Raw genomic sequence first — 20,000 nt, 5'->3', positions numbered from 1 at the left:
CATGGCTCAGATCCCGCCCGCGAAACGGCCGGGGGACAGACGGTGGTCGGGGTCCAGGGAGTCCTTGATCGCGCGCATGAGGGCCAGTCCCGGAACCTCGCCCCAGACATCGACGTCGGCGTCGCGTACGTGGGGTTCGGCGCGCAGGAGGGTCGCGGACCTCCCGGAGCCGGAGCGGGCCCTCTCCAAGAGCGAGGAGACCGCCTCGGCGGAGGCCCCCGGAGCGGTGTACAGGTACAGGGTCCCGGCGGGGAGCGAAGCGGTCGCCCCGACCCGGCCCCCGAGGCGATCGGCCGCCGCCACCAGATCGTGGACGAGCCCGGGCAGCTCCGCGGGAGGTGCCAGGACACGGATCAGACAGCCCTCGTCCGGTACGAGTCCCCAACCGGGAGGCGTCGCCTCGGCCACCTCCACCCCGGTGCCGCCCAGGGCCCGCGCGGTCACGTCCGCGCGTTCCGTCGTCCCCTCCTCGGTGCCCTCCAGAAGCACGTACAGACGTGGTGGTCCCGCCAGAGGGTGTATCGACTCCACGGCCGAGGGCACCACCGTGCTCGCGCGCAGGGCGGCCGCCGCCCGCTCCACCGCCTCGGGGGAGGGGGCCGGGGCGCTCACCAGACGGACCGCCGGTGGCCTCGGATGCAGCCGGAAGGTCGCCGAGACGATGATCCCCAGGGTCCCGTAGCCACCGGTGTGCAGTTTGGCCAGGTCGTATCCGGCCACGTTCTTGACCACCCGGCCGCCGCTCCGGGCGACCACCCCGTCGGCGCGCACCACGGTCATCCCGATCACCAGGTCGCGCAACGCCCCGGCGAGCAGCCGCCCGGGACCGCTCAGTCCGGTGGCCAGGGCGCCTCCCACGGTGCCTCCCGAACGCACCGGATCGTAGGAGAGCCGCTGACCGGCCTCGGCCAGGACACGCTCCAGATCGGCGACCGGCGTTCCCGCGCCGACCTCCACCACCAGGTCGCCGGCGTTGTGGTCGATCCAGGACAGCCCCGAGGTGTCCACCAGAAGGTCCAGGGAACGGGGCGCCGTCCCCCAGTCCATCGCCGTGCCGCCGCCCCGCGCGGCGACGGTGAGCCCCGACTCCCGCGCGGCCGCCAGCAGGTCGGCCAGGGCTCCGACGTTCTCGGGGCGGGCCACCCTCGCGGGAACGACCCCGCACATGGCGTCCTCGTCGGTGCCCTCTCTCAGGGCGACGTCCTTCACGTCCGGATCGTCCACGCTCGTCCTTCCCGCCTCTTCCACCCCGGATCGATCGCTCAGAACTGTTCCGCCTCCCCCGACTCCACCAACGGATGCACGCCGGTGCGCACCCCCGGCCGTTCCCCGCACAGGCGCGGAGTGGGCAGCAGCTTGCCCGGGTTGGCGATCCCCGCCGGGTTCAGCGCCCGCCGGAACAGCTCGAAGGTCTCCAGATCGGCCTCGCCGAACATGCGCGGCATCTTGCAGGCCTTGTCCACGCCGACACCGTGCTCGCCGGTGATGGACCCTCCGTGCTCGACGCACAGGTCGAGGATGGCCCCGGACACCTCCTCGGCCCGTTCCCCGGCTCCCGGTTCGGAGTCGTCGAACAGGACGAGCGGATGCAGGTTCCCGTCCCCGGCGTGGAAGACGTTGGCCACCCGGATGCCGCTCTCGGCGGACAGCGCGGCGATCCGGCCCAGGACCTCGCCCAACGCGGTGCGCGGTACCACCCCGTCCTGCACGATGTAGGCCGGGCTGATCCGCCCCACGGCGGCGAAGGCGGACTTACGTCCCTTCCAGATGAGGGCGCGCTCCTCGGGGCCGTCCGCCGTCCTCGTCTCGAAGGCGCCGCTCCGCGCGCACAGGGCGACGACCCGTTCGACCTGGGTGTCGACCTCCGAGGCCGGGCCGTCCAGCTCCACCACCAGCACCGCGGCGGCGCCGGCCGGGTAGTCGCAGGCCACCGCGGCCTCGGCCGCCTCGATGGCCAGAGCGTCCATCATCTCGATCGCCGAGGGCAGGACCCCGGCCGCGATGATCGCGCCCACCGCCTCCCCGCCGGCGTCCATCGAGGTGAAGGCCGACAGCAGGGTCACGGTGCGCTCGGGTGAACGGGTCAGGGAGACCGTGATCCGGGTGGCCACGCCCAGGGTCCCCTCGGAACCGATGAACGCGCCGATCAGGTCGTAACCGTGCGCCCCGGTCGCCTTGCCGCCCAACTCCACGACCTCGCCCGAAGGGGTGACGATCTCCAGCCCGCGCACGTGGCCGGCGGTGAACCCGTACTTGAGGCAGTGCGCCCCGCCGGAGTTCTCCGCGACGTTGCCCCCCACCGAACAGACCTGCTGACTGGAGGGGTCGGGCGCGTAGTAGTAGCCGTGCGGGGCCACCGCGCGGGTGATGTCGAGGTTGACCACTCCGGGCTCGACCACGGCGCACTCGTTCTCCAGGTCGATCTCCACGATCCGACGCATGCGGGAGGTGACGAGGAGGACGCCCTCGGCATGGGGGAGCGCTCCCGCCGACAGGCCGGTGCCCGCGCCGCGGGGGACGTAGGGGACGCCGTGCTCGGCGCACAGGGAGACGACCGCGGCGACCTGGCCGGTCGTGGTCGGCAGGACCACCACCCCCGGTGTGGCGCGGTGGTAGGTGAGTCCGTCGCTCTCGTAGACCCGGCGCCGGGAGAGGTCGGTGAGGACGCCGTCCTCACCGCAGATCTCCCGCAGCCGGGGGACGAGGTCGGCCAAGGCCGTCGAACTCGTCGTGGGTGCGGTCGTGGCCATGGGCGCCTCCCGGGTTCGATCGAAGGACGGACAGGGGGTGTCCTTCGACTGCGACCTCGCAAGGGGACCGTACGACCGTGGAGTCGTCGTTTTCAAGGGTCGGAGCGTCCTTCCGTGTCGCGGAAGACGCGAAAGCGCCCCCCGCCGGAGCGAGGGGCGCTGTGGGAGCGGTCAACCGCTCACGGGGAGGGCCGAGGGCCTCGGGCGATGAAGGCCTCCGTCTCCCCGTGAGAGGACCTACGGCATGCGCTCGTAGGCCGGCAGCGTCAGGAAGTCGACGTAGTCGTCGTCCAGGGCGACCTCGGTGAACAGCTCCTTGGCCTGCTTGTACAGGTCCTCGTCGTAGGCGTCGCCCAGCGAGGCCTTGATGGCGGCCAGCTCCTCCTCGATGGTCTGCTTGACCAGCTCGACGGTGACCTTGGGGCCGTCGTCGAGGGTGACGTCGTTGTGCAGCCACTGCCAGATCTGGGAGCGGGAGATCTCGGCGGTGGCGGCGTCCTCCATGAGGTTGTGGATGGCCACCGCGCCGTTGCCGCCCATCCACACGGCCAGGTACTGCAGGGCGACGTTGATGTTGCCGCGCAGGCCGGCGAGGGTGATCCCGCCGGGGGTCTTGTCGACGGCGAGCAGGTCGGCGGCGGTCACCTCGACCTCGGGGCGCTGCTTGTCGATCTGGTTGGGCCTGTCGCCCAGGACGCCGTCGAAGATCTCACGGGCGATCGGGACCAGGTCGGGGTGCGCGACCCAGGAGCCGTCGAAGCCGTCGCCGGACTCGCGGGACTTGTCGTCACGGACCTTGGCGAAGGCGTTCCGGTTGACCTCCTCGTCCCGGCGGGAGGGGATGAAGGCGGCCATACCGCCGATGGCGTGGGCGCCGCGCTTGTGGCAGGTCTTGACCAGCAGCTCGGTGTAGGCGCGCATCATCGGGGCGGTCATGGTGACGGCGTTGCGCTCGGGCAGCAGGAACTTGCGGCCGCGGGTGCGGTGCGTCTTGATGATGCTGAAGAGGTAGTCCCAGCGACCGGCGTTGAGGCCGGCGGAGTGCTCGCGCAGCTCGTAGAGGATCTCCTCCATCTCGAACGCGGCCGGGATGGTCTCGATCAGGCAGGTGGCGCGGATGGTGCCGCGGGGGATCTCCAGACGCTCCTGGGCCAGGACGAAGATGTCGTTCCAGAGACGGGCCTCGAGGTGGCTCTGCATCTTCGGCAGGTAGAAGTACGGGCCCTTGCCCTTGGCGATCTGACGCTTGGCGCTGTGGAAGAAGTACAGCGCGAAGTCGACGATGCCGCCGCTGGTCCGCCGACCGTCGACGAGGATGTGCTTCTCGTCCAGGTGCCAGCCGCGCGGGCGCACGACGATCGTGGCGAGCTCGGAGTCCTCCTTGAGGGCGTAGGTCTTGCCCTGGGGGGAGGTGAAGTCGATGGCGCGGTCCAGGGCGTCGCGCAGGTTGAGCTGCCCCTGGATCATGTTCTCCCACAGCGGGGTGTTGGCGTCCTCGAAGTCGGCCAGCCACACCTTCGCGCCGGAGTTGAGCGCGTTGATGGTCATCTTGCGGTCGGTCGGGCCGGTGATCTCCACACGGCGGTCCGTGATGCCCGGGGCGGGCGGAGCGACCTTCCAGCCGTCGTCCTCGCGAATGTGCTTGGTCTCGGGGAGGAAGTCGAGGTCCTCCCCGGCCGCGATCTGAGCCTCGCGGGTCTTACGCGCGGCCAGCAGCTCCTGGCGGCGGGACTCGAAAGCGCGGTGCAGTTCGGCGATGAACGCGAGGGCGTCGTCGGTGAGGATCTCGTCGAACCGGTCGTTGAGGGGGCCCGTGATCTCGACCCCGTGCGTGGCACCCATGGAAAACCTTCCGCAATACGAAACAAGCTTCTGGTATGTGGAAGTGAAACTACTATCTTGACGTCAAGCGGTCAATGTCACTCGCGGTACCCATGACGTGCGATGTTTTCGATGTGGGAAGATTCGTCAAACTTCTGCATGAAATATCGGACTTCTTTGGCTTCGCTCGGACTTCGGTAGGCCATCCCGGTTGTAGAGGGTGGTGGCTTGTGTCACACCACCTGCGATAATTCACGTGCCTTCACCCGAACAAGGTGCCACCATCGAGTCATGGGCGCCTCCGCGGACACGCGCCCCACCCGCAAAGGGGACGGCACGGGCCCGCGCGCCCACCACCCCGCCCATGGGCGAACGGGAAGAAACCCGACGATGGCCGCGTTGACCCACCTGGAGGGATATGAATACTGCCGATATCCACGGAAGCGACCGTCGGGCCCACGAAGGGCCCGGTGAGGACGCGTTCCGTGAGGCGGTCACCGTCGAGGACGGAGACCGTACCGACCACGCGTTCCACGAGGCCCCGGGTACCGACGGCGACCGCCGTGAACACCCCGAGAGCACCCCTGACCGGGGCGAGATGGAGCTGGCCGAGCGCCACGCCCTGCGCCGCGTCCAAGGGCTGTCCACCGAACTCACCGACGTCACCGAGGTGGAGAACCGCTCCCTGCGTCTGGAGCGTGTGGTCCTGATCGGAGTCTGGACCCGCGGCACGCAGGCCGACGCCGACAACTCGCTCACCGAGCTCGCGGCCCTGGCCGAGACCGCCGGCGCGCTCGTCCTCGAAGGCCTCACCCAGCGCCGCGCCAAGCCGGACCCCGCCACCTACATCGGTAAGGGCAAGGCCGCCGAACTCCGCGACGCCGTCGCGGCCACCGGCGCCGACACCGTCATCTGCGACGGTGAGCTCACACCGGGCCAGCTGATCCAGCTGGAGGACGTGGTCAAGGTCAAGGTCATCGACCGCACCGCGCTCATCCTGGACATCTTCGCCCAGCACGCGCGCAGCAGCGAGGGCAAGGCCCAGGTCGAACTCGCCCAGCTCAGCTACCTGCTGCCCCGACTCCGAGGCTGGGGCCACACCCTGTCCCGGCAGGCCGGTGGCGCCGGAGGCGGCGGCAACGGCGGTGTGGGTCTGCGCGGCCCCGGTGAGACCAAGATCGAGACCGACCGCAGGCGCATCAACGACAAGATCGCCAAGCTGCGCCGTCAGCTCTCCCACATGCGCACCGCCCGCGACGTCAAGCGCGACGTCCGACGCACCCGTCAGGTGCCCTCGGTCGCCCTGGCCGGGTACACCAACGCCGGCAAGTCGAGCCTGCTCAACCGGCTCACCGGAGCCGGGGTCCTGGTGGAGAACGCCCTGTTCGCCACCCTGGACCCGACGGTGCGACAGGCACGCACCCCCGACGGTCGAGGGTTCACCCTGAGCGACACCGTCGGGTTCGTCCGTCACCTGCCGCACCAGCTGGTGGAGGCCTTCCGCTCCACCCTGGAGGAGGTCTCCGACGCAGACCTGATCCTGCACGTGGTCGACGGGTCCCACCCCGACCCCGAGCAGCAGCTCAGCGCGGTCCGCGAGGTGTTCGCCGACATCGACGCCGGCGACGTCCGCGAGCTCATCGTGGTCAACAAGGTCGACGCCGCCGACCCGGACACCCTCAAGACCCTGCGCACCCGCCACCCCGACCTGGTCGAGGTCTCGGCGCGCACCGGAGAGGGGATCCCCGAACTGGTGACGGCCCTGGCCGAGGCCCTGCCCGAGATCGCCCAAGAGGTACGCGCGCTCGTGCCGTACTCGCGCGGCGACCTCATCGCCAGGGCTCACGAGGAGGGCCGGATCATCGGCGAGGAGCACACCGGAGAGGGCACCGAGCTGCACGCCTTCGTCCCCGCTCCGCTGGCCGCCAGGCTGGAGGAGTACGCGCTCACCCGCGTCTGATCCGCTCCGGACGAACGGACCGAGGCCGGGGTCTCCCTGAAAGGGGAGGCCCCGGCCTTCGTTCTGTGGGGGAGACACCGCCCGGGGCGGCGGCGTGGACGACGTACGCGCCGCCCACGGTCCGGGTGGCCTTCATCACTTCACGATCCTGCGAGTTTCGGTCGGTATCGCTCGCATTCCTCCCACCGGGGAGGTGTACACGATGTCGACGGATGGACTACGGTTTTGGATCACCGGCCGGCAGAGGTCGCCGTCCCCCGACGGTCGAACCCCCACCGTCACGGCACCGCGAGTCGGCCCCGAGCCGTCCACGGCCCTGCCGGAACCGCATCCAGATATCGAGGTCGCCATGCCCGCCCGCGTACCCCACGCCCCCGTTCCGTGCGCTCTCGGCCGGAACTGACCGGCGAGGGCGGACCACCCCATGCCGGCAGTACTCCTCACCAACATCGGCCGTCTCTGGACGGGCCATGAGCTGATCACCCACGCGGCCGTCCTCATCGATGACGACAGGATTGCCTGGGTCGGACCGGCGGCCGACCTCCCCCAGCGCATCCCCGGGGTGATGGAGGACCTCACCGAGGTCGACGAGATCGTCAATATCGGCGGCGGGCTCGTCACACCGGGCCTGGTCGACGCCCACTGTCACCCGGTCTACGCGGGCGACCGCTACGCCGAGGTCAACATGTGGGCCAAGGGCGCCACCCGAGCCGACATCTTCGCGGCGGGCGGAGGGGTGTCCACCACCGTCACCATCACCCGCGGGACCGACCCCTGGACCCTGTGCAACGCGGTACGCGAACGCCTGCGCCACTGGGTGCTGTCCGGCAGCACCACCGTGGAGGCCAAGACCGGCTACCACCTCACCCGGGACGGCGAACTCGCCGACGTGCGACTGCTGCGCTCCCTGGAGGAGGAACCCGGGATGCCGCGCCTGCACGTCACCTTCTTCCCCGCGCACGGGGTGCCCCCGGAGTTCTTCGGCCGCCCCCAGGAGTACGTGAGCACCGTGGCCTCCTGGCTCGGCGACGCCGCCATGGTCGGCGCCGACGGGGTGGACATCTACTGCGACAACCAACAGTTCACCACCGAGGACGCCCACATGCTGCTGAGCGTGGGCCGGTCGGTGGGGCTGCGCACCACTCTGCACGCCTGCTCACGTCCGCGCCACGGAGCCGTCCGCATGGCCGCCGAGCTCGGATGCGACTCCGTCGACCTGCTCCACGAGGCCGACGACGAGGACCTGCTGGCCCTGGCCGCCACCCGTACCCCGGTCGTGGCCTGCCCCACCACGGCCCTGCACGAACGGCGCACCCCGCCGGTGCGCTCCCTGCTCGACCACGGAGTCCCGGTGGGTCTGGGCACCGACCATAACCCGGGGCAGGCCGGCACCACGTCCATGCCCCTGGTGATCTCCCTGGCCGTCGCCATGTTCGAGATGACCGTCCAGGAGGCGCTCAACGCCGCCACGGTGGGCGGCGCGCACGCCTTGGGGCTCGACGACCGGGGACTCATCGCCCCCGGGCGTCTCGCCGATCTCGTCCAGTGGGACGCCGACCACGAAGGGGCCTTCGCCTGGTCCATGGGGTTGAGCACCCTGCGCGTCTGGCAGGGCGGACGGACCATCCGCTGACCGCTCCGGGACCGGCGGGCTCAGCGGATGCCGCGCGCCCGGGCGATCTCGATGACCGCGCGCTCCAACGCGTACTCGGGGTCACGGCCGCCGCCCTTGATGAGCGCGTCGGTCTCGGCCACCACCGCCATCGCCCGGGTGACCCCCCGGACGTTCCAACCCCGCGCCTGCTGACGCAGACCGCGCATCTTCCACGGCGGCACCTTGGCCCGCTTGGCCAGGTCCGCCTCGCTCATCCCCCGGGGCGGTTGCGCCGCCACCGCGATCCCGCGTACCGCGCCGGCCAGGGCGCTGTTGATCAGGACCGGGGCGGTGCCCACCGCCAACGACCAGCGGAGCTGTTCCAGGGCCTCGGGGAGCCGGCCCTCCACGGTCCGGTCGGCCACGGTGAACCCCGAGGCCTCCGCCTTACCCGAGTGGTATCGGGCCACCGCGGTCGCGTCCACACGTCCCTCGGTGTCGGCGATCAACTGGGTGCAGGCCGCCGCGATCTCGCGTAGTTCGGTGCCCACCGCGTCCACCAGGGCCTGGGCCGCGTCGCCGGTGATCTGCCGGCCCGCGGCGGAGAACTCGCCCTTGACGAACGCCACCCGCTCGGGACCCTTGGTGGGGCCCTTGCAGTCCACCCTGTGCGCCCCCGCCTTCGTCGCGGCCTGGAGCAGGGCCTTGCCCTTGGCGCCGCCCGCGTGGGTCAACACCAGGTTCACGTCGTCGGCGGGGGAGGAGAGGTAGTCGACGACGGTCGCGGCCAGGTCCTTGGTCAGGTCCTGGGAGGAACGCAGGACGACCACCCGGCGGTCGCCGAACAGCGACGGGGAGGTGACCTCCACCAGGGTGGACAGGCCCACCTGGGCGGGCACGAGGTCGTGGACGTCCACCTCGGGGTCGACCTCCCGGGCCGAGGCGACGACGGCGGCCACGGCCCGGTCGACGAGCAGTTCCTCGTCGCCGACGATGAGCGTGATGAGGGCGGGTGCAGGCATACAACGAGCATGCCACGACCCACCGACCGGCCGGTGCGGTTCATCCCTCGGGGGCGGGGCCGCGCGCGACCACCCGTACGGGGGAGTCCAGCACGGCCACGTCGCCGTCGAGGTCGGTGCGGGCGCTCACCCTCGCCGTCCTCGCCAACAACCCCAGGGCGAACGGCGTGGGGTGGCCGTAGCCGTTGTCCCTCCCGACGGAGGTCAACGCCACCTCGGCGTCGACCGCCGCGATGAAGCCGGGCTCCTGAGTGTTCGACCCGTGGTGCGGGGTGGTCAACACCGTCACCGCCAACAGGTCGCGATCGGGACCACGCGTCAACGCGCTCTGGGCCGGCTCCTCGATGTCCCCGGTGAACAACGCCGACAGGTGGGTGCCGTCCGCCCGGACCACAACGGACCCGTCGTTCACCGTCCCCACGTGCCCCCTCGGGGGCCACAGCACTCGCAGCGTCCACCCGTCCACCCGATAGGTCGCCCCGCGTACGGCGGCCCCGATCTCCACCCCCTCGGCCGCCAGCAGACGGCCGACGGAGGAGCCCTCGAACCCCTCGGGGGCCAGTGCCGAGAGCACTCGACGATGTCGCAGTACCCCGGGGGTGCCGTCCACGTGGTCGGCGTGGTCGTGGCTGAGTACCAACAGGGGGATCTCGCGCACCCCCAGCCGCTCCAGACACCCGTTCACCAGATCCGGATCGTCACCCGTATCGAACACCATCGCGCTCCCAGGGCCGGTGGAGACCACGAACGCGTCGCCCTGCCCCACGTCGCAGGCGACCAGGACCCACCCCGGAGGGGGCCAGCCGCCCGGTACGCACCGGGTCGCCACGCCCAGGACCAGTACCGCCGCCACCACCGCGGCGAACACACGACGAACCCCGCCCCTGAGCACCACGAACGCCGCGATGAGCAGGGCCGACAGCACGGCTCCCGTCACGTCCGAACGCCAGGACAGGGCACCGTGGGGTACCCGGGCGCCCGTCTCCGCCACCAGAGCGATCCAGGACACCCCCAGGCCCGGCAGGTGCACCAGGACGGCGGCGGCCTCCGGCCACAACGAGGCCACCACCGTCACCGCGGCCCCCGCCACGGTCACACCCGCGACCACCGGGGCCGCCAGGAGATTGGCCGGAACCGCCACCCAGGACACCTCACCGGACAGCAGGACCAGGACCGGAGCGACCGCCACGTGCGCGGCCACCGCGATCGCCGCCGCCTCGGCCACCGGCCGCGACAGAGGCGGGGACCAGGCCCGGGTCCACGAGGGGACCAGCAGCAGGATGCCCGCGGTGGCCAGGACCGACAGCGCGAACCCGTAGGAGGCGGCCAGCCCGGGGGCCACGAAGAGCACCCCCACCACCGTGGCGCTCAGCGCGCCCAGCCCGGCCCCGGGTCTTCCGGTCGCCAACGCCAACAGCCCCAGGGAGCCCATGAACGCCGCCCGCACCACGCTCGGCTCTGGCCGGCACACCAGGACGAACAGCCAGATCATCACCGCCCCGCCCGCCACCGAACACCAGGTCGGGGCCCGGGACCAGCGGGCCACGGCCAGGACGAACCCGGTCAGGATCGCCAGATTGGCGCCCGAAACCGTGAGCAGGTGGGTCATGCCGGTGGCCCGGAAGTCCTCGGCGGTCTCCTCCGGCAACCGCGATACGTCGCCGACGATCAGGGCGGGCAGCAGCCCGCTCTCGGGGGAGGGCAGGCCCTCGGCCGCCTCGCGCAGACCGGCCCGCACCTCGGCCGCGAAGACCTGTGCGCGGCCGGGCTCGCCCACCTCCTCCGGAGGGCCCCGGACCGAGACCAGCGCGGCGGTCAGCGGGTCGTCCTCGACGGAGAGGAAGGCGCCCCGGGCGGTGAAGGTCTGCCCCGGCAACAGGTCGCCCCACGCCTCACCGGAGGCCAACACCACCACCGGTACCTCCGAGGTGCGGATCCCGCCCTCCGCGTCCACCCACAGGGTGCGGGCCCGGACCACCCACTCCGCGCGCCCGGGGCGGGGCATCCCCGCACGAGAACGCGGGTCGACCGTCACGACCGCGCCGAACGCCCTTTCCCCGCCCCGGTCGGCCGCCTCCGAGGCCGCGCTCATCGCCGTGCGGTGCGTGTGGAACCCGGCCACCGCCGCCACCGTCGCCGCGCAGACCAGGGTCGCCGCTCCGGCCAGGGCCAGGGACTCCACCGTCCGCCCGAAGACCGAGGGAGGACGTCCCCACAGGAACAGGGCGGCGGCCAGGAGAGCGGCCGTCCCCGCACCGGCCCAGGCCCACCACGCGGGGACGGCCAACGCGGCCAGGGCGGCCGCCCACGCGCCCGCGGCCGGGGCGAACAACCGGAGGTCGGGCGGCCGGTCGAGTCCGTGACCATCGGTCCCCAACCAGGTCGTCACGGCGGCTCACCCCACCGTCACGTGGGGGCGCAGGTTCTCCAGGGTCCGTTCCGCGATGCCCTCCACCCCGAGCAGGTCGTCGACCGAGCCGAAGGATCCGCCGAGGGCCTCACGGTGGGCGAGGATCTGCCGGGCCCGTTTCTCACCGATCCCCGGCAGGGTCCGCAGCTCCGTTTCTCCCGCCCGGTTGATGTCGATCGGACCTCCCGCCTCGCCGGAGGCCCCGTCGACGGTGTGCTCCTCCTCGACCCCCACCAGGATCCGCTCCCCGTCCGTCAGGGGACGGGCCAGGTTGAGCAGGTCCAGGTCGGTGTCGGCCCGTGCGCCTCCGGCCTCCTCCACGGCGTCGGCCACCCGGGAGCCCGCCGGCATGGTGTACAGCCCGGGTTCGGCCACCTCGCCGCCGACGTGCACCACCACCTCGCCCTCCGGCTCCGGTGCGGTGGAGGGGGATCCGCCCTCGGGGACCGCTTCGAGCTCCTCCGCCGAGGCCCGGGAGACCGGTTCGAGTTCGGGTACCTCCCGAGGGGTTTCGCGCAGTGTCAGGAAGGCGATCACCACCGCCACCGCGCCCAGCACCAGCAACACCGTCACCGAACGGCGCGGGGGAGCGAGTTCACCGAACCGGCCACGGGTCAGTCGATCCAGGAGGGAGCCGGGCTCGTCGGGGAGGAGTTCGGTGTACCCCGGGAGAGAGCGGTCGGGAGAGACGTCCGGGGGCCGGTCGGCCGAGGGGGAGGGGAGCTCCTCGGAGAGTCGAGTCCCGGTCTCCTCCGCCGGATCACGACGGGAATCCTCAGGCCGGCGCCCCCTTCGTCGAGGTTCCGCGCTCTCGGGGGAGGGAGGACGCCCCTCGGCCGGATCGGCCTCCCCGGTGGAGACCCCCTCTGGAGAGGGTGCGGGCCCGCCCTTCTCGCGGGGCTCGGAGGGCGATGAGGTGCGGGGCCTCTCCCAGGTGGAGGGCTTCGGACCTTGAAACGGGGGGAGGTCTCCGACGGTGTGGTGCCCGGTATGCGGTACGCGGTCCCCGGGCGTGGCACGGGTCGGGGCGAGGGTGAGCCTCTCGGTGGCGGCGTCGAGCCCCTCCCGAGAGTGAAGGGCGGTCTCACCGCCCTCCCGAGGACGAGGAAGGGCCGGGTGACCGTTCGTGGGCCCGCGCCCCGGTGACGGAGACGGCCTCTCCGGGGCGGGGAGGTCGGACGGGGTCTCCCGACGGTGTTCTTTCCTCGGTCGTGCTCGCGGGCGGGTGATGGGGCGGTGACCGATGGTCTTCCGGCGCGCGTCGTGGGGGACACGGTCCCCGCACGGTCCGGGCCTCGGAGAGAGGGAGAGCCTCTCCGTGGTGGGTTCTTCGAGGCACTCCGGGGTGTGGGAGGCGGCCCGCCGGTTCTCGTGTCGTCGGTCGAGGGACCCTCCGAGGAGGGGGCGTCCCCGGTGCGGGCGTGTCCCTTCAGGATGGACCGGCAGGTCGTTCGTGGGGCCGGGACGTGGGGCGAGGAGGAGCCTCTCGGTGGTGGGTTCTTCGGGGACCTCCGTACCGGGGGAGGTGGTCCGTCGGTCGGTGGGGCGTTCGAGGGGTGGAGTCCCCCGGTGCGGATGCGTCGCTCGGGTGCGGGGCGGGTGGTCGTTCGAGGGTCCGGGGGTGAGCCTCTCGGTGATGGGCTCCTCGATGACCTCCGAGCCCCGCGGGGCGGCCTCAGGGGACTCGCGGGGGTCGGTGGAGGAGGGCTCGGGGGAGGGGCCGGGCGTGCCCGAGGGCCCGCCCTCGGGACGCGGGGTGGGGATCTCGCCCGGGAGGCCCTCGATCCGGGCCCCCTCGTCCGGAAGCGCGCCCTCGGGCCGGGGAGCGCGACCTTCGCGCGGCTCGGAGACCGGGTGCCTCTCGGTGACGAGGCCGTCGAGACGCCCTGGTGGATCGTCCTCGTGACCCGGCGACGGCCGATAGGGGGAGGTGGTCCCCGGAAGGGAGTAGGGGGCGCACGGCACACCGGCCCCGGACCGGGCGGGGGAGGGTGGGCACGGGAGAGCGCGTGGACGTGGGGAGTGCGGAGGCGGGCGCAGACCGAGAGAACGGAGACGTTCCTCGGGGGACGGCACGGAGGGACGGCGCCGTGACCGGCGCGGAACGGTCATGGAACAACGCTAGAGAGCGGAGTCCGCCTCTGTCACCGGCCGATTCCTCCCTGTGGACAACTCACCGGGCCGAGACCGTCGACCGGGTTCTCCCCGAGCGGGGGAACACGAGGGCCCGGCCTCCCCGTGGGGAGACCGGGCCCTGTGAAGCTCGGATCGCTCGGTCCTCAGGCGGACTGGATCGAGTGCAGGCGCTTGGCGATCGCGCTCTTGCGGTTCGCGGCCTGGTTCTTGTGGATGACGCCCTTGCTGGTCGCCTTGTCCAGGGCGCGGGCGGCCTCGCGCTGCGCCACGGTGGCCTTCTCGACGTCCCCGGCCTCGGCGGCCTCGCGGAACTTACGAACGGCCGTCTTCAGGGAAGAGCGCACGGCCTGGTTACGGACACGGGCCTTCTCGTTCTGCCGAATGCGCTTCTTCTGCGACTTGATGTTCGCCATGCGAAAACGTGCTCCAGTTGCTCTGATCATCGCGTCGGTCGAACAGACGGCTCATCTCACGGGCAGCCGATCCGTGAGGGGCGCGCGTGGGCGCCGACGCAGGGTGTGTGAGTCCACAGGGCTCAAATTCGAACGTGGAAGTCCGAGACACGGACTTCTCAGTATGCCGCATTCGACGGACCACTCGGGCCCCGTACCGCGAGGCGTCGACCACCTCGGATCACGGAGCCAGGGACAACCAACCGTTCCGGTAGGCCTCCAGGTCGTCCTCGTCGGCCTCGTCCGCCAGATAGAGGGCCACGCCCCGGCCCATCTCCTCGGGGGGTTCGGCCTCGGAGAGTCCCAGCCGTACGCCGGCGATCGCGGTCATGGCGTTCTCCTCGGAGCTCGCGGGTCCCCACTCCTCGTTCTCGTAGGTGGGAACGCCGAACCGCAGGGTCAGGTCCTCCCGGCCCTGGAGCGCCGCCACCGACTCGGTCACCTGGCGCACCATGAAACCGCCGTACATACCGCCGGTGGGCATGTTCGCGTCCACACCGGGAAGGACGACCTCGTCGGCGTGCCGCGAGACCCGTTCCAGATAGCCCTTGGACCAGTACTTCTCCTCGCCGCCGGCGATGAAGGACGGCATGCGGCCACCGGGCAGCAGCTCCACGTGCTGGGCCTGAAGCGACAGCACCGGCTCCTCGCCCAGTTCCTCGCGGACCATCTCCATCAGGGTGGGGATCGACGGATCGTTGACCGTCACCGGGCGGATCTCCAGGTGCGCGCCGGCGAAGCCGTCCTCGACCACCTCGGCCACGCGAGGGGCCAGAATCTCCCGCGCCTCGGCGGGGAACCGGTCGCGGATCAGGGACGAGCCGGTCTCCACGTACCGGAGCCAGGCCAGCGGGCGCACGTCGGGATGGCGCGCGTCCAGCCAGGACAGCAGGGCGTCGGTCTCCGGAACGCGTTCGACGGTCCCGTCGTCGGCCACGTCGCCCGCGTACACGTACAGGGTGTCCACACCACCGGTGTCCAGGAGCGCCGCGAGGCTCTCGGTGTCCTCCCAGGAACCGACCCAGGCCGCGTCCGTCTGCTGGGAGGCCGCCCAGGGCAGCGGCGTCCCCGAGTACTGATGGCTCAGCAGCGCTCCCGCGGCCACCACCAGAACCAGGACCGCCGCCACTCCGGCGATCAACCGTTTCAGAAACCACATCACCCGTACGTCACCCGCTCTCCCAAGGCACCGGCGGGCCCGTTCCCGTCGCCGGTTCGCATAACCTGGACGTCGACATCCGCTTGTCGCGCCCATACTGCCGTACCCCTCCCGGAAACATCCGGTGAGGGCGGTCCGGGCGCCATGGGATGATGAAGGATGCCGTGCGCCCGAGGCCACGGCGGGCGGCGCCCTCACCGGCGCGCACGACCCTGACCCGACCCCTGTCGAACGGAGCACGGTGGCACAGCCGAACTGGACCGATCCCGCGCTGATCCGCAACTTCTGCATCATCGCGCACATCGACCATGGCAAGTCGACGCTGGCCGACCGGATGCTCCAGATCACCGGGGTCGTCGAGGACCGCCAGATGCGCGCCCAGTATCTGGACCGGATGGACATCGAGCGCGAGCGCGGCATCACGATCAAGTCCCAGGCGGTGCGGATCCCCTTCACCGCGGCGGACGACCTCACCTACACGCTCGACCTCATCGACACCCCGGGGCACGTCGACTTCACCTACGAGGTGTCGCGTTCCCTGGCCGCCTGCGAGGGCGCGATCCTGCTGGTCGACGCCGCGCAGGGGATCGAGGCCCAGACCCTCGCCAACCTCTACATGGCGCTGGAGAACGACCTCCACATCATCCCGGTGCTCAACAAGATCGACCTTCCCGCGGCCCAGCCCGAGAAGTACGCCGAGGAGCTGGCCGGGATCATCGGCTGTGAGCCCTCCGACGTGCTCAAGGTCAGCGCCAAGACGGGCGAGGGCGTGGAGGCCCTCCTCAACGAGATCGTCGCCCAGATCCCGCCGCCGGTCGGTGACGCCGACGCCCCGGCCCGCGCGATGATCTTCGACTCGGTCTACGACACCTACCGCGGTGTGGTGACCTACGTGCGTGTCGTGGACGGCAAGCTCAGCCCGCGTGAGCGCATCCAGATGATGTCGACCAGGGCCTCCCACGAGATCCTGGAGATCGGCGTCAGCTCGCCCGAGCCCACCAAGTGCGGTGGTCTGGGCGTCGGCGAGGTCGGTTACATCATCACGGGCGTCAAGGACGTGCGCCAGTCCAAGGTCGGTGACACCATCACCTCCCTGGCCAAGCCGGCGGAGGACATGCTCTCCGGCTACCAGGAGCCCAAGCCGATGGTGTTCTCGGGTCTGTACCCGATCGAGGGCACCGACTACCCGGTGTTGCGCGACGCGCTGGACAAGCTCCAGCTCAACGACGCCGCCCTGAACTTCGAGCCCGAGACCTCCGCGGCCCTGGGCTTCGGCTTCCGCTGCGGTTTCCTGGGGCTGCTGCACCTGGAGATCACCCGCGCCCGCCTGGAGCGCGAGTTCAACCTCGACCTCATCTCGACGGCGCCCAACGTCATCTACCGGGTGGAGATGGAGGACGGCGCCGAGCACGTGGTGACCAACCCGAGCGAGTTCCCCACCGGGAAGATCGACTCGATCCACGAGCCGATGGTCAAGGCCACCGTCCTCAGCCCGTCCGACTACATCGGTCAGATCATGGAGCTGTGCCAGGACCGTCGTGGTGAGCTCCAGGGCATGGACTACCTGTCCGAGGACCGTGTGGAGATGCGTTACACGCTCCCCATGGCCGAGATCGTCTTCGACTTCTTCGACGCCCTCAAGTCCCGGACCAAGGGTTACGCCTCGCTGGACTACGAGCCCATCGGCGAGCAGGTCGCCGACCTGGTCAAGGTCGACATCCTTCTCCAGGGCGAGGCCGTGGACGCCTTCTCCGCCATCGTGCACAAGGAGAAGGCCTACGCCTACGGCGTGGAGATGACCAAGAAGCTGCGCGAGCTCATCCCCCGGCAGCAGTTCGAGGTTCCGGTCCAGGCGGCCATCGGTGCCCGCGTGATCGCCCGTGAGAACATCCGTGCCATCCGCAAGGACGTGCTGGCCAAGTGCTACGGCGGTGACATCAGCCGTAAGCGCAAGCTGCTGGAGCGTCAGAAGGAGGGCAAGAAGCGGATGAAGATGGTCGGCCGGGTCGAGGTTCCCCAGGAGGCCTTCATCTCCGCGCTGTCCACCGACGGCGGTTCGGCCGAGGACAAGAAGAAGAAGTAGTGCCTGTTCGTGCGCCGTCCCCTCTCGGGACGGCACACGAGACGACGAGGGGCGCCCCCGACGCGGGGACGCCCCTCGTTCCGTTCTCCGTGGCCCCGCTAACCCTTGACGGCTCCGGTGGTCAGGCCCTCGCTGATGTAGCGCTGGAGGAACCAGAACACCGCCAACGTGGGCAGGGAGAGCATGACGGCGCCCACCGCGAACATGCCGAAGTTGGCGTTGCGCTGGGAGTCCACGAGCTGGTACAGCCCCAGCCCCAGGGTCTGGGCCCCGGTGTCTCGGAGGAAGACGCTGGCCAGAAGGAACTCGTTGATGGTGGAGACGAATACCAGGAGCCCCACGATCGCCAGCACCGGGGTGACCAGGGGCAGCATGATCCGGAAGAACACCTGGGCGTGCGTGGCCCCGTCCATCTGGGCGGACTCGTCCAGTTCCCTGGGCACGGTGTCGAAGAAGCCCTTCATGAGCCAGGTGTTGATACTCAGGGCGCCGCCCAGGTACACCAGCAGCAGCCCCCACCGGGTGTCGAAGCCGATCACCGGATAGAGCTCTCCGAGGTCGGAGAACATCAGGTAGATCGCCACGATCGCCAGGAACTGGGGGAACATCTGGATGACCAGGAGCCCGATCAGTCCCACGCGTCGCCCCTTGAACCGCATCCGGCTGAAGGCGTAGGCGGCCAGCGCGGACAGCAGGACGGTGATCGCCGCGTTCCCGATGGCGAAGAACAGGGAGTTGACGTACCAGGTGGCGAACGGGGTGTTCTGGAACAGGTCCTGGGCGTTGGCCATGCTCGCCCCGGTCGGCCACAGCCGGGAGCCGCTCAGCGTGCCGATCGGGTTCAGCGCGGCCGAGACCACGAACAGCACCGGGAAGACCGCGAAGATCACCACGGGCCACATCACGGCGTGGCGCCACCCCAGTCGGCCGGCCCACAGGAGGAACCGGTCGGTGGTGGAGCGCCGGTGGACGGGGCGGACGGTGGTGTCGGGGACGCTCATCGGTCCACCTCCTGGAGGGCCTTGGTCCTGCTCAGACCGGTCACCGACATCACCGAGACGATCAGGAAGATCATCACCGACAGCGCGGCCGCGTACCCGTACTGGGCGGTGGCCTCACTGAACGCGAGTCGGTAGGTGTAGGTGATGAGAAGGTCGGTGGCGCCGCTCGCGGCGGTGCCCTCCGAACCGTACGGCCCGCCCCTGGTGACCAGCCATACCGCGTTGAAGTTGTTGAAGTTGAAAGCGAACGTGGCGATGAGGATCGGGGTCATGGCGACCATGAGCAGGGGCAGGGTGACGTGGCGGAAGGCCTGCCAGGGGCCCGCGCCGTCCAACCGGGCCGCCTGGCCCAGCTCGCGGGGCACGGCCTGGAGGGCGCCGGTCGCGACGAGGAACATGTACGGGTAGCCCAGCCAGACGTTGGTCAGGATCACCGCGGCCCGAGCGGCCCATACGTTCCCGAGCCAGTCGACCTGCAACCCCAGCATCCGGTTGAAGAGACCGAAGTCGACGTTGAACATGTCCCGCCACAACAGGTACATGGCCAACGAGCTCATGGCGTAGGGGAGGATCACCAGGACCCGGTAGAACGTCTTGCCGCGCATCTTCGGAACGTGCAGGGTCAGGGCCACCGCCAGACCCACCACGAACACCAGGAAGGTGACCGAGGCGGCGAAGACGATGTTCCACACCAGGGTGCCGAAGAAGGAGGAGGCGAAGGACGGGTCGAGCAGGAACCGGGAGAAGTTGTCCAGGCCGACGCCGACCTGCCAACCCTGGGCGAGCCGTCGTCCGTCCTCGTCGTAGAAGGCGCCCCGTTCGTCGTCGGCGTGGTAGACCGTGCCGGTCTCGGTGTCCTCGATACAGTCGCAGGCCTGGTCGTAGACGCGGACGGCGGTGCCCTCGAAGGCGGTGGACAGTCCGCTGGAGCGGATGCCGGAGCCGTCGTCGGTGGGCACCGCGAACTCCTGGAGTTCGCCGCTGCGCTCGTTGACCTGCGCGGGTGTCAGGATCGTGTAGCCGAGGGCGCCGGTGACCCGGCCCGAGGGGTCGACCTGGGCTCCGATGAGCTCGTTCAGCCCCTCCTCGGTACCGGCGTAGGTGTCTCCCTCGGGCGAGGTGAGGAGGAAGACCAGGTCGCCGGTGTCGGGGTCGCCCGTGGTGGCGACGGTGAGGGCGAACTCCCGGGAGTCGTCCTCTCGGACCACCGAGAACGCCTCGATGGAGGCGATCGCCTGTTCCTTCGACCCCCGATGCCCGTCGCTCATGTTGGTGAGCGAGGTGCTCATCGTGTAGAGCACCGGGAAGATCTGGAAGGCCATCAGGAACAGGACGCCGGGCACCAGGTACTTGGCGGGGACGGTGCGTCCGGAGAGGTAGACGTAGTAGACCAGCGCCACCACGGCCACGACGAGGCCGATGCCCCACCACACGCCGGCCAGGTACAGCGGCAGGACCGCCCACACGCCCAGGGCGGTGAACAGGCCGAGCAGGAGGATCTTGACGATCCTGCCGCCGAGGGAGCCTTGGAACCTTCTCTCCGCGGGATGCCGGCGGCCGGTCGCTCCCGATGCGGGAGTTCCCGTGCCGCCGGAACGGTCGGTCGCCACCC

At 70.7% G+C, this 20,000-nt stretch carries 13 protein-coding genes; 3 read left to right on the top strand and 10 right to left on the bottom strand.

Translation table 11 applies throughout. The annotated features are described in order from the left end of the window. Positions 1-6: 6 nt before the first annotated feature. The 3 genes from D451_RS0109310 to aceB all read right to left on the bottom strand — a co-directional run bounded on the left by D451_RS0109310 (position 7) and on the right by aceB (position 4,592). Positions 7-1,224, bottom strand: a complete 1,218-nt coding sequence (locus D451_RS0109310) for an FAD-binding oxidoreductase (RefSeq protein WP_017534197.1) — start codon at positions 1,222-1,224, stop codon at positions 7-9. Between the two features lie 38 nt (positions 1,225-1,262). Beyond that, entirely contained in the window at positions 1,263-2,750 is a 1,488-nt protein-coding gene (locus tag D451_RS0109305) for an FAD-linked oxidase C-terminal domain-containing protein (RefSeq protein ID WP_014909222.1), read from the bottom strand. A gap of 237 nt (positions 2,751-2,987) precedes the next feature. Beyond that, entirely contained in the window at positions 2,988-4,592 is a 1,605-nt protein-coding gene (gene aceB / locus D451_RS0109300; protein WP_014909994.1) for a malate synthase A, read from the bottom strand. 397 nt (positions 4,593-4,989) lie between these two features. On the opposite strand from aceB, the gene hflX reads away from it, so the two are divergent. Both hflX and D451_RS0109290 read left to right on the top strand, forming a co-directional pair. Beyond that, positions 4,990-6,531, top strand: a complete 1,542-nt coding sequence (gene hflX, locus D451_RS0109295) for a GTPase HflX (protein ID WP_017534196.1) — start codon at positions 4,990-4,992, stop codon at positions 6,529-6,531. 424 nt (positions 6,532-6,955) lie between these two features. Beyond that, positions 6,956-8,164: an amidohydrolase family protein gene (locus tag D451_RS0109290; protein ID WP_014908523.1), complete on the top strand. Its 1,209-nt coding sequence runs from the start codon at positions 6,956-6,958 to the stop codon at positions 8,162-8,164. Positions 8,165-8,184: 20 nt separating this feature from the next. Here the strand turns inward: D451_RS0109290 and holA are convergent, their stop codons facing one another. The 5 genes from holA to D451_RS0109265 form a co-directional block, all read right to left on the bottom strand. Beyond that, positions 8,185-9,147: a DNA polymerase III subunit delta gene (gene holA, locus D451_RS0109285; protein ID WP_014909077.1), complete on the bottom strand. Its 963-nt coding sequence runs from the start codon at positions 9,145-9,147 to the stop codon at positions 8,185-8,187. Positions 9,148-9,187: 40 nt separating this feature from the next. Further along, positions 9,188-11,536, bottom strand: coding sequence for a ComEC/Rec2 family competence protein (locus tag D451_RS0109280; RefSeq protein ID WP_017534195.1), 2,349 nt, complete (start codon positions 11,534-11,536; stop codon positions 9,188-9,190). 6 nt (positions 11,537-11,542) lie between these two features. Next, a complete protein-coding gene (locus D451_RS28545) occupies positions 11,543-12,130 on the bottom strand; it encodes a ComEA family DNA-binding protein (RefSeq protein ID WP_238543734.1) in 588 nt (195 codons plus the stop codon). Between the two features lie 1,706 nt (positions 12,131-13,836). Continuing rightward, the gene (gene rpsT / locus D451_RS0109270) at positions 13,837-14,106 is read right to left on the bottom strand and encodes a 30S ribosomal protein S20 (RefSeq protein ID WP_014912146.1); all 270 of its coding nucleotides are present in this window, start codon (positions 14,104-14,106) and stop codon (positions 13,837-13,839) included. Between the two features lie 220 nt (positions 14,107-14,326). Next, positions 14,327-15,304 (bottom strand): hypothetical protein, encoded by a 978-nt coding sequence (locus tag D451_RS0109265; RefSeq protein WP_014909798.1) that lies wholly within the window; start codon positions 15,302-15,304, stop codon positions 14,327-14,329. Between the two features lie 241 nt (positions 15,305-15,545). Here D451_RS0109265 and lepA point away from each other — a divergent pair, with 241 nt between their 5' ends. Further along, positions 15,546-17,387, top strand: a complete 1,842-nt coding sequence (gene lepA, locus D451_RS0109260) for a translation elongation factor 4 (RefSeq protein ID WP_014912000.1) — start codon at positions 15,546-15,548, stop codon at positions 17,385-17,387. A 98-nt stretch (positions 17,388-17,485) separates the two neighbouring features. Here lepA and D451_RS0109255 read toward each other — a convergent pair whose 3' ends face one another. Continuing rightward, a complete protein-coding gene (locus tag D451_RS0109255) occupies positions 17,486-18,388 on the bottom strand; it encodes a sugar ABC transporter permease (protein ID WP_014909673.1) in 903 nt (300 codons plus the stop codon). Further along, complete coding sequence (locus D451_RS0109250; RefSeq protein WP_017534193.1) at positions 18,385-19,998, bottom strand: ABC transporter permease subunit; 1,614 nt, start codon at positions 19,996-19,998, stop codon at positions 18,385-18,387. Before D451_RS0109250 ends, D451_RS0109255 begins: the two co-directional genes overlap by 4 nt. Between the last annotated feature and the right edge of the window lie 2 nt (positions 19,999-20,000).

Source organism: Nocardiopsis alba DSM 43377 (genome assembly GCF_000341225.1).
Lineage (GTDB): Bacteria > Actinomycetota > Actinomycetes > Streptosporangiales > Streptosporangiaceae > Nocardiopsis > Nocardiopsis alba.
The sequence above is the reverse complement of the archived record's forward strand: the minus strand, read 5'-3'. Positions and strand labels throughout refer to the sequence as shown.

Excerpts from the sequence above, each read along its gene's own strand:
- D451_RS0109305 (WP_014909222.1), bottom strand. The coding sequence starts at position 2,750 with ATGGCCACGACCGCACCCACGACGAGTTCGACGGCCTTGGCCGACCTC.
- aceB (WP_014909994.1), bottom strand. The coding sequence starts at position 4,592 with ATGGGTGCCACGCACGGGGTCGAGATCACGGGCCCCCTCAACGACCGG.
- hflX (WP_017534196.1), top strand. The coding sequence starts at position 4,990 with ATGAATACTGCCGATATCCACGGAAGCGACCGTCGGGCCCACGAAGGG.
- D451_RS0109290 (WP_014908523.1), top strand. The coding sequence starts at position 6,956 with ATGCCGGCAGTACTCCTCACCAACATCGGCCGTCTCTGGACGGGCCAT.
- holA (WP_014909077.1), bottom strand. The coding sequence starts at position 9,147 with ATGCCTGCACCCGCCCTCATCACGCTCATCGTCGGCGACGAGGAACTG.
- rpsT (WP_014912146.1), bottom strand. The coding sequence starts at position 14,106 with ATGGCGAACATCAAGTCGCAGAAGAAGCGCATTCGGCAGAACGAGAAG.
- D451_RS0109265 (WP_014909798.1), bottom strand. The coding sequence starts at position 15,304 with ATGTGGTTTCTGAAACGGTTGATCGCCGGAGTGGCGGCGGTCCTGGTT.
- D451_RS0109255 (WP_014909673.1), bottom strand. The coding sequence starts at position 18,388 with ATGAGCGTCCCCGACACCACCGTCCGCCCCGTCCACCGGCGCTCCACC.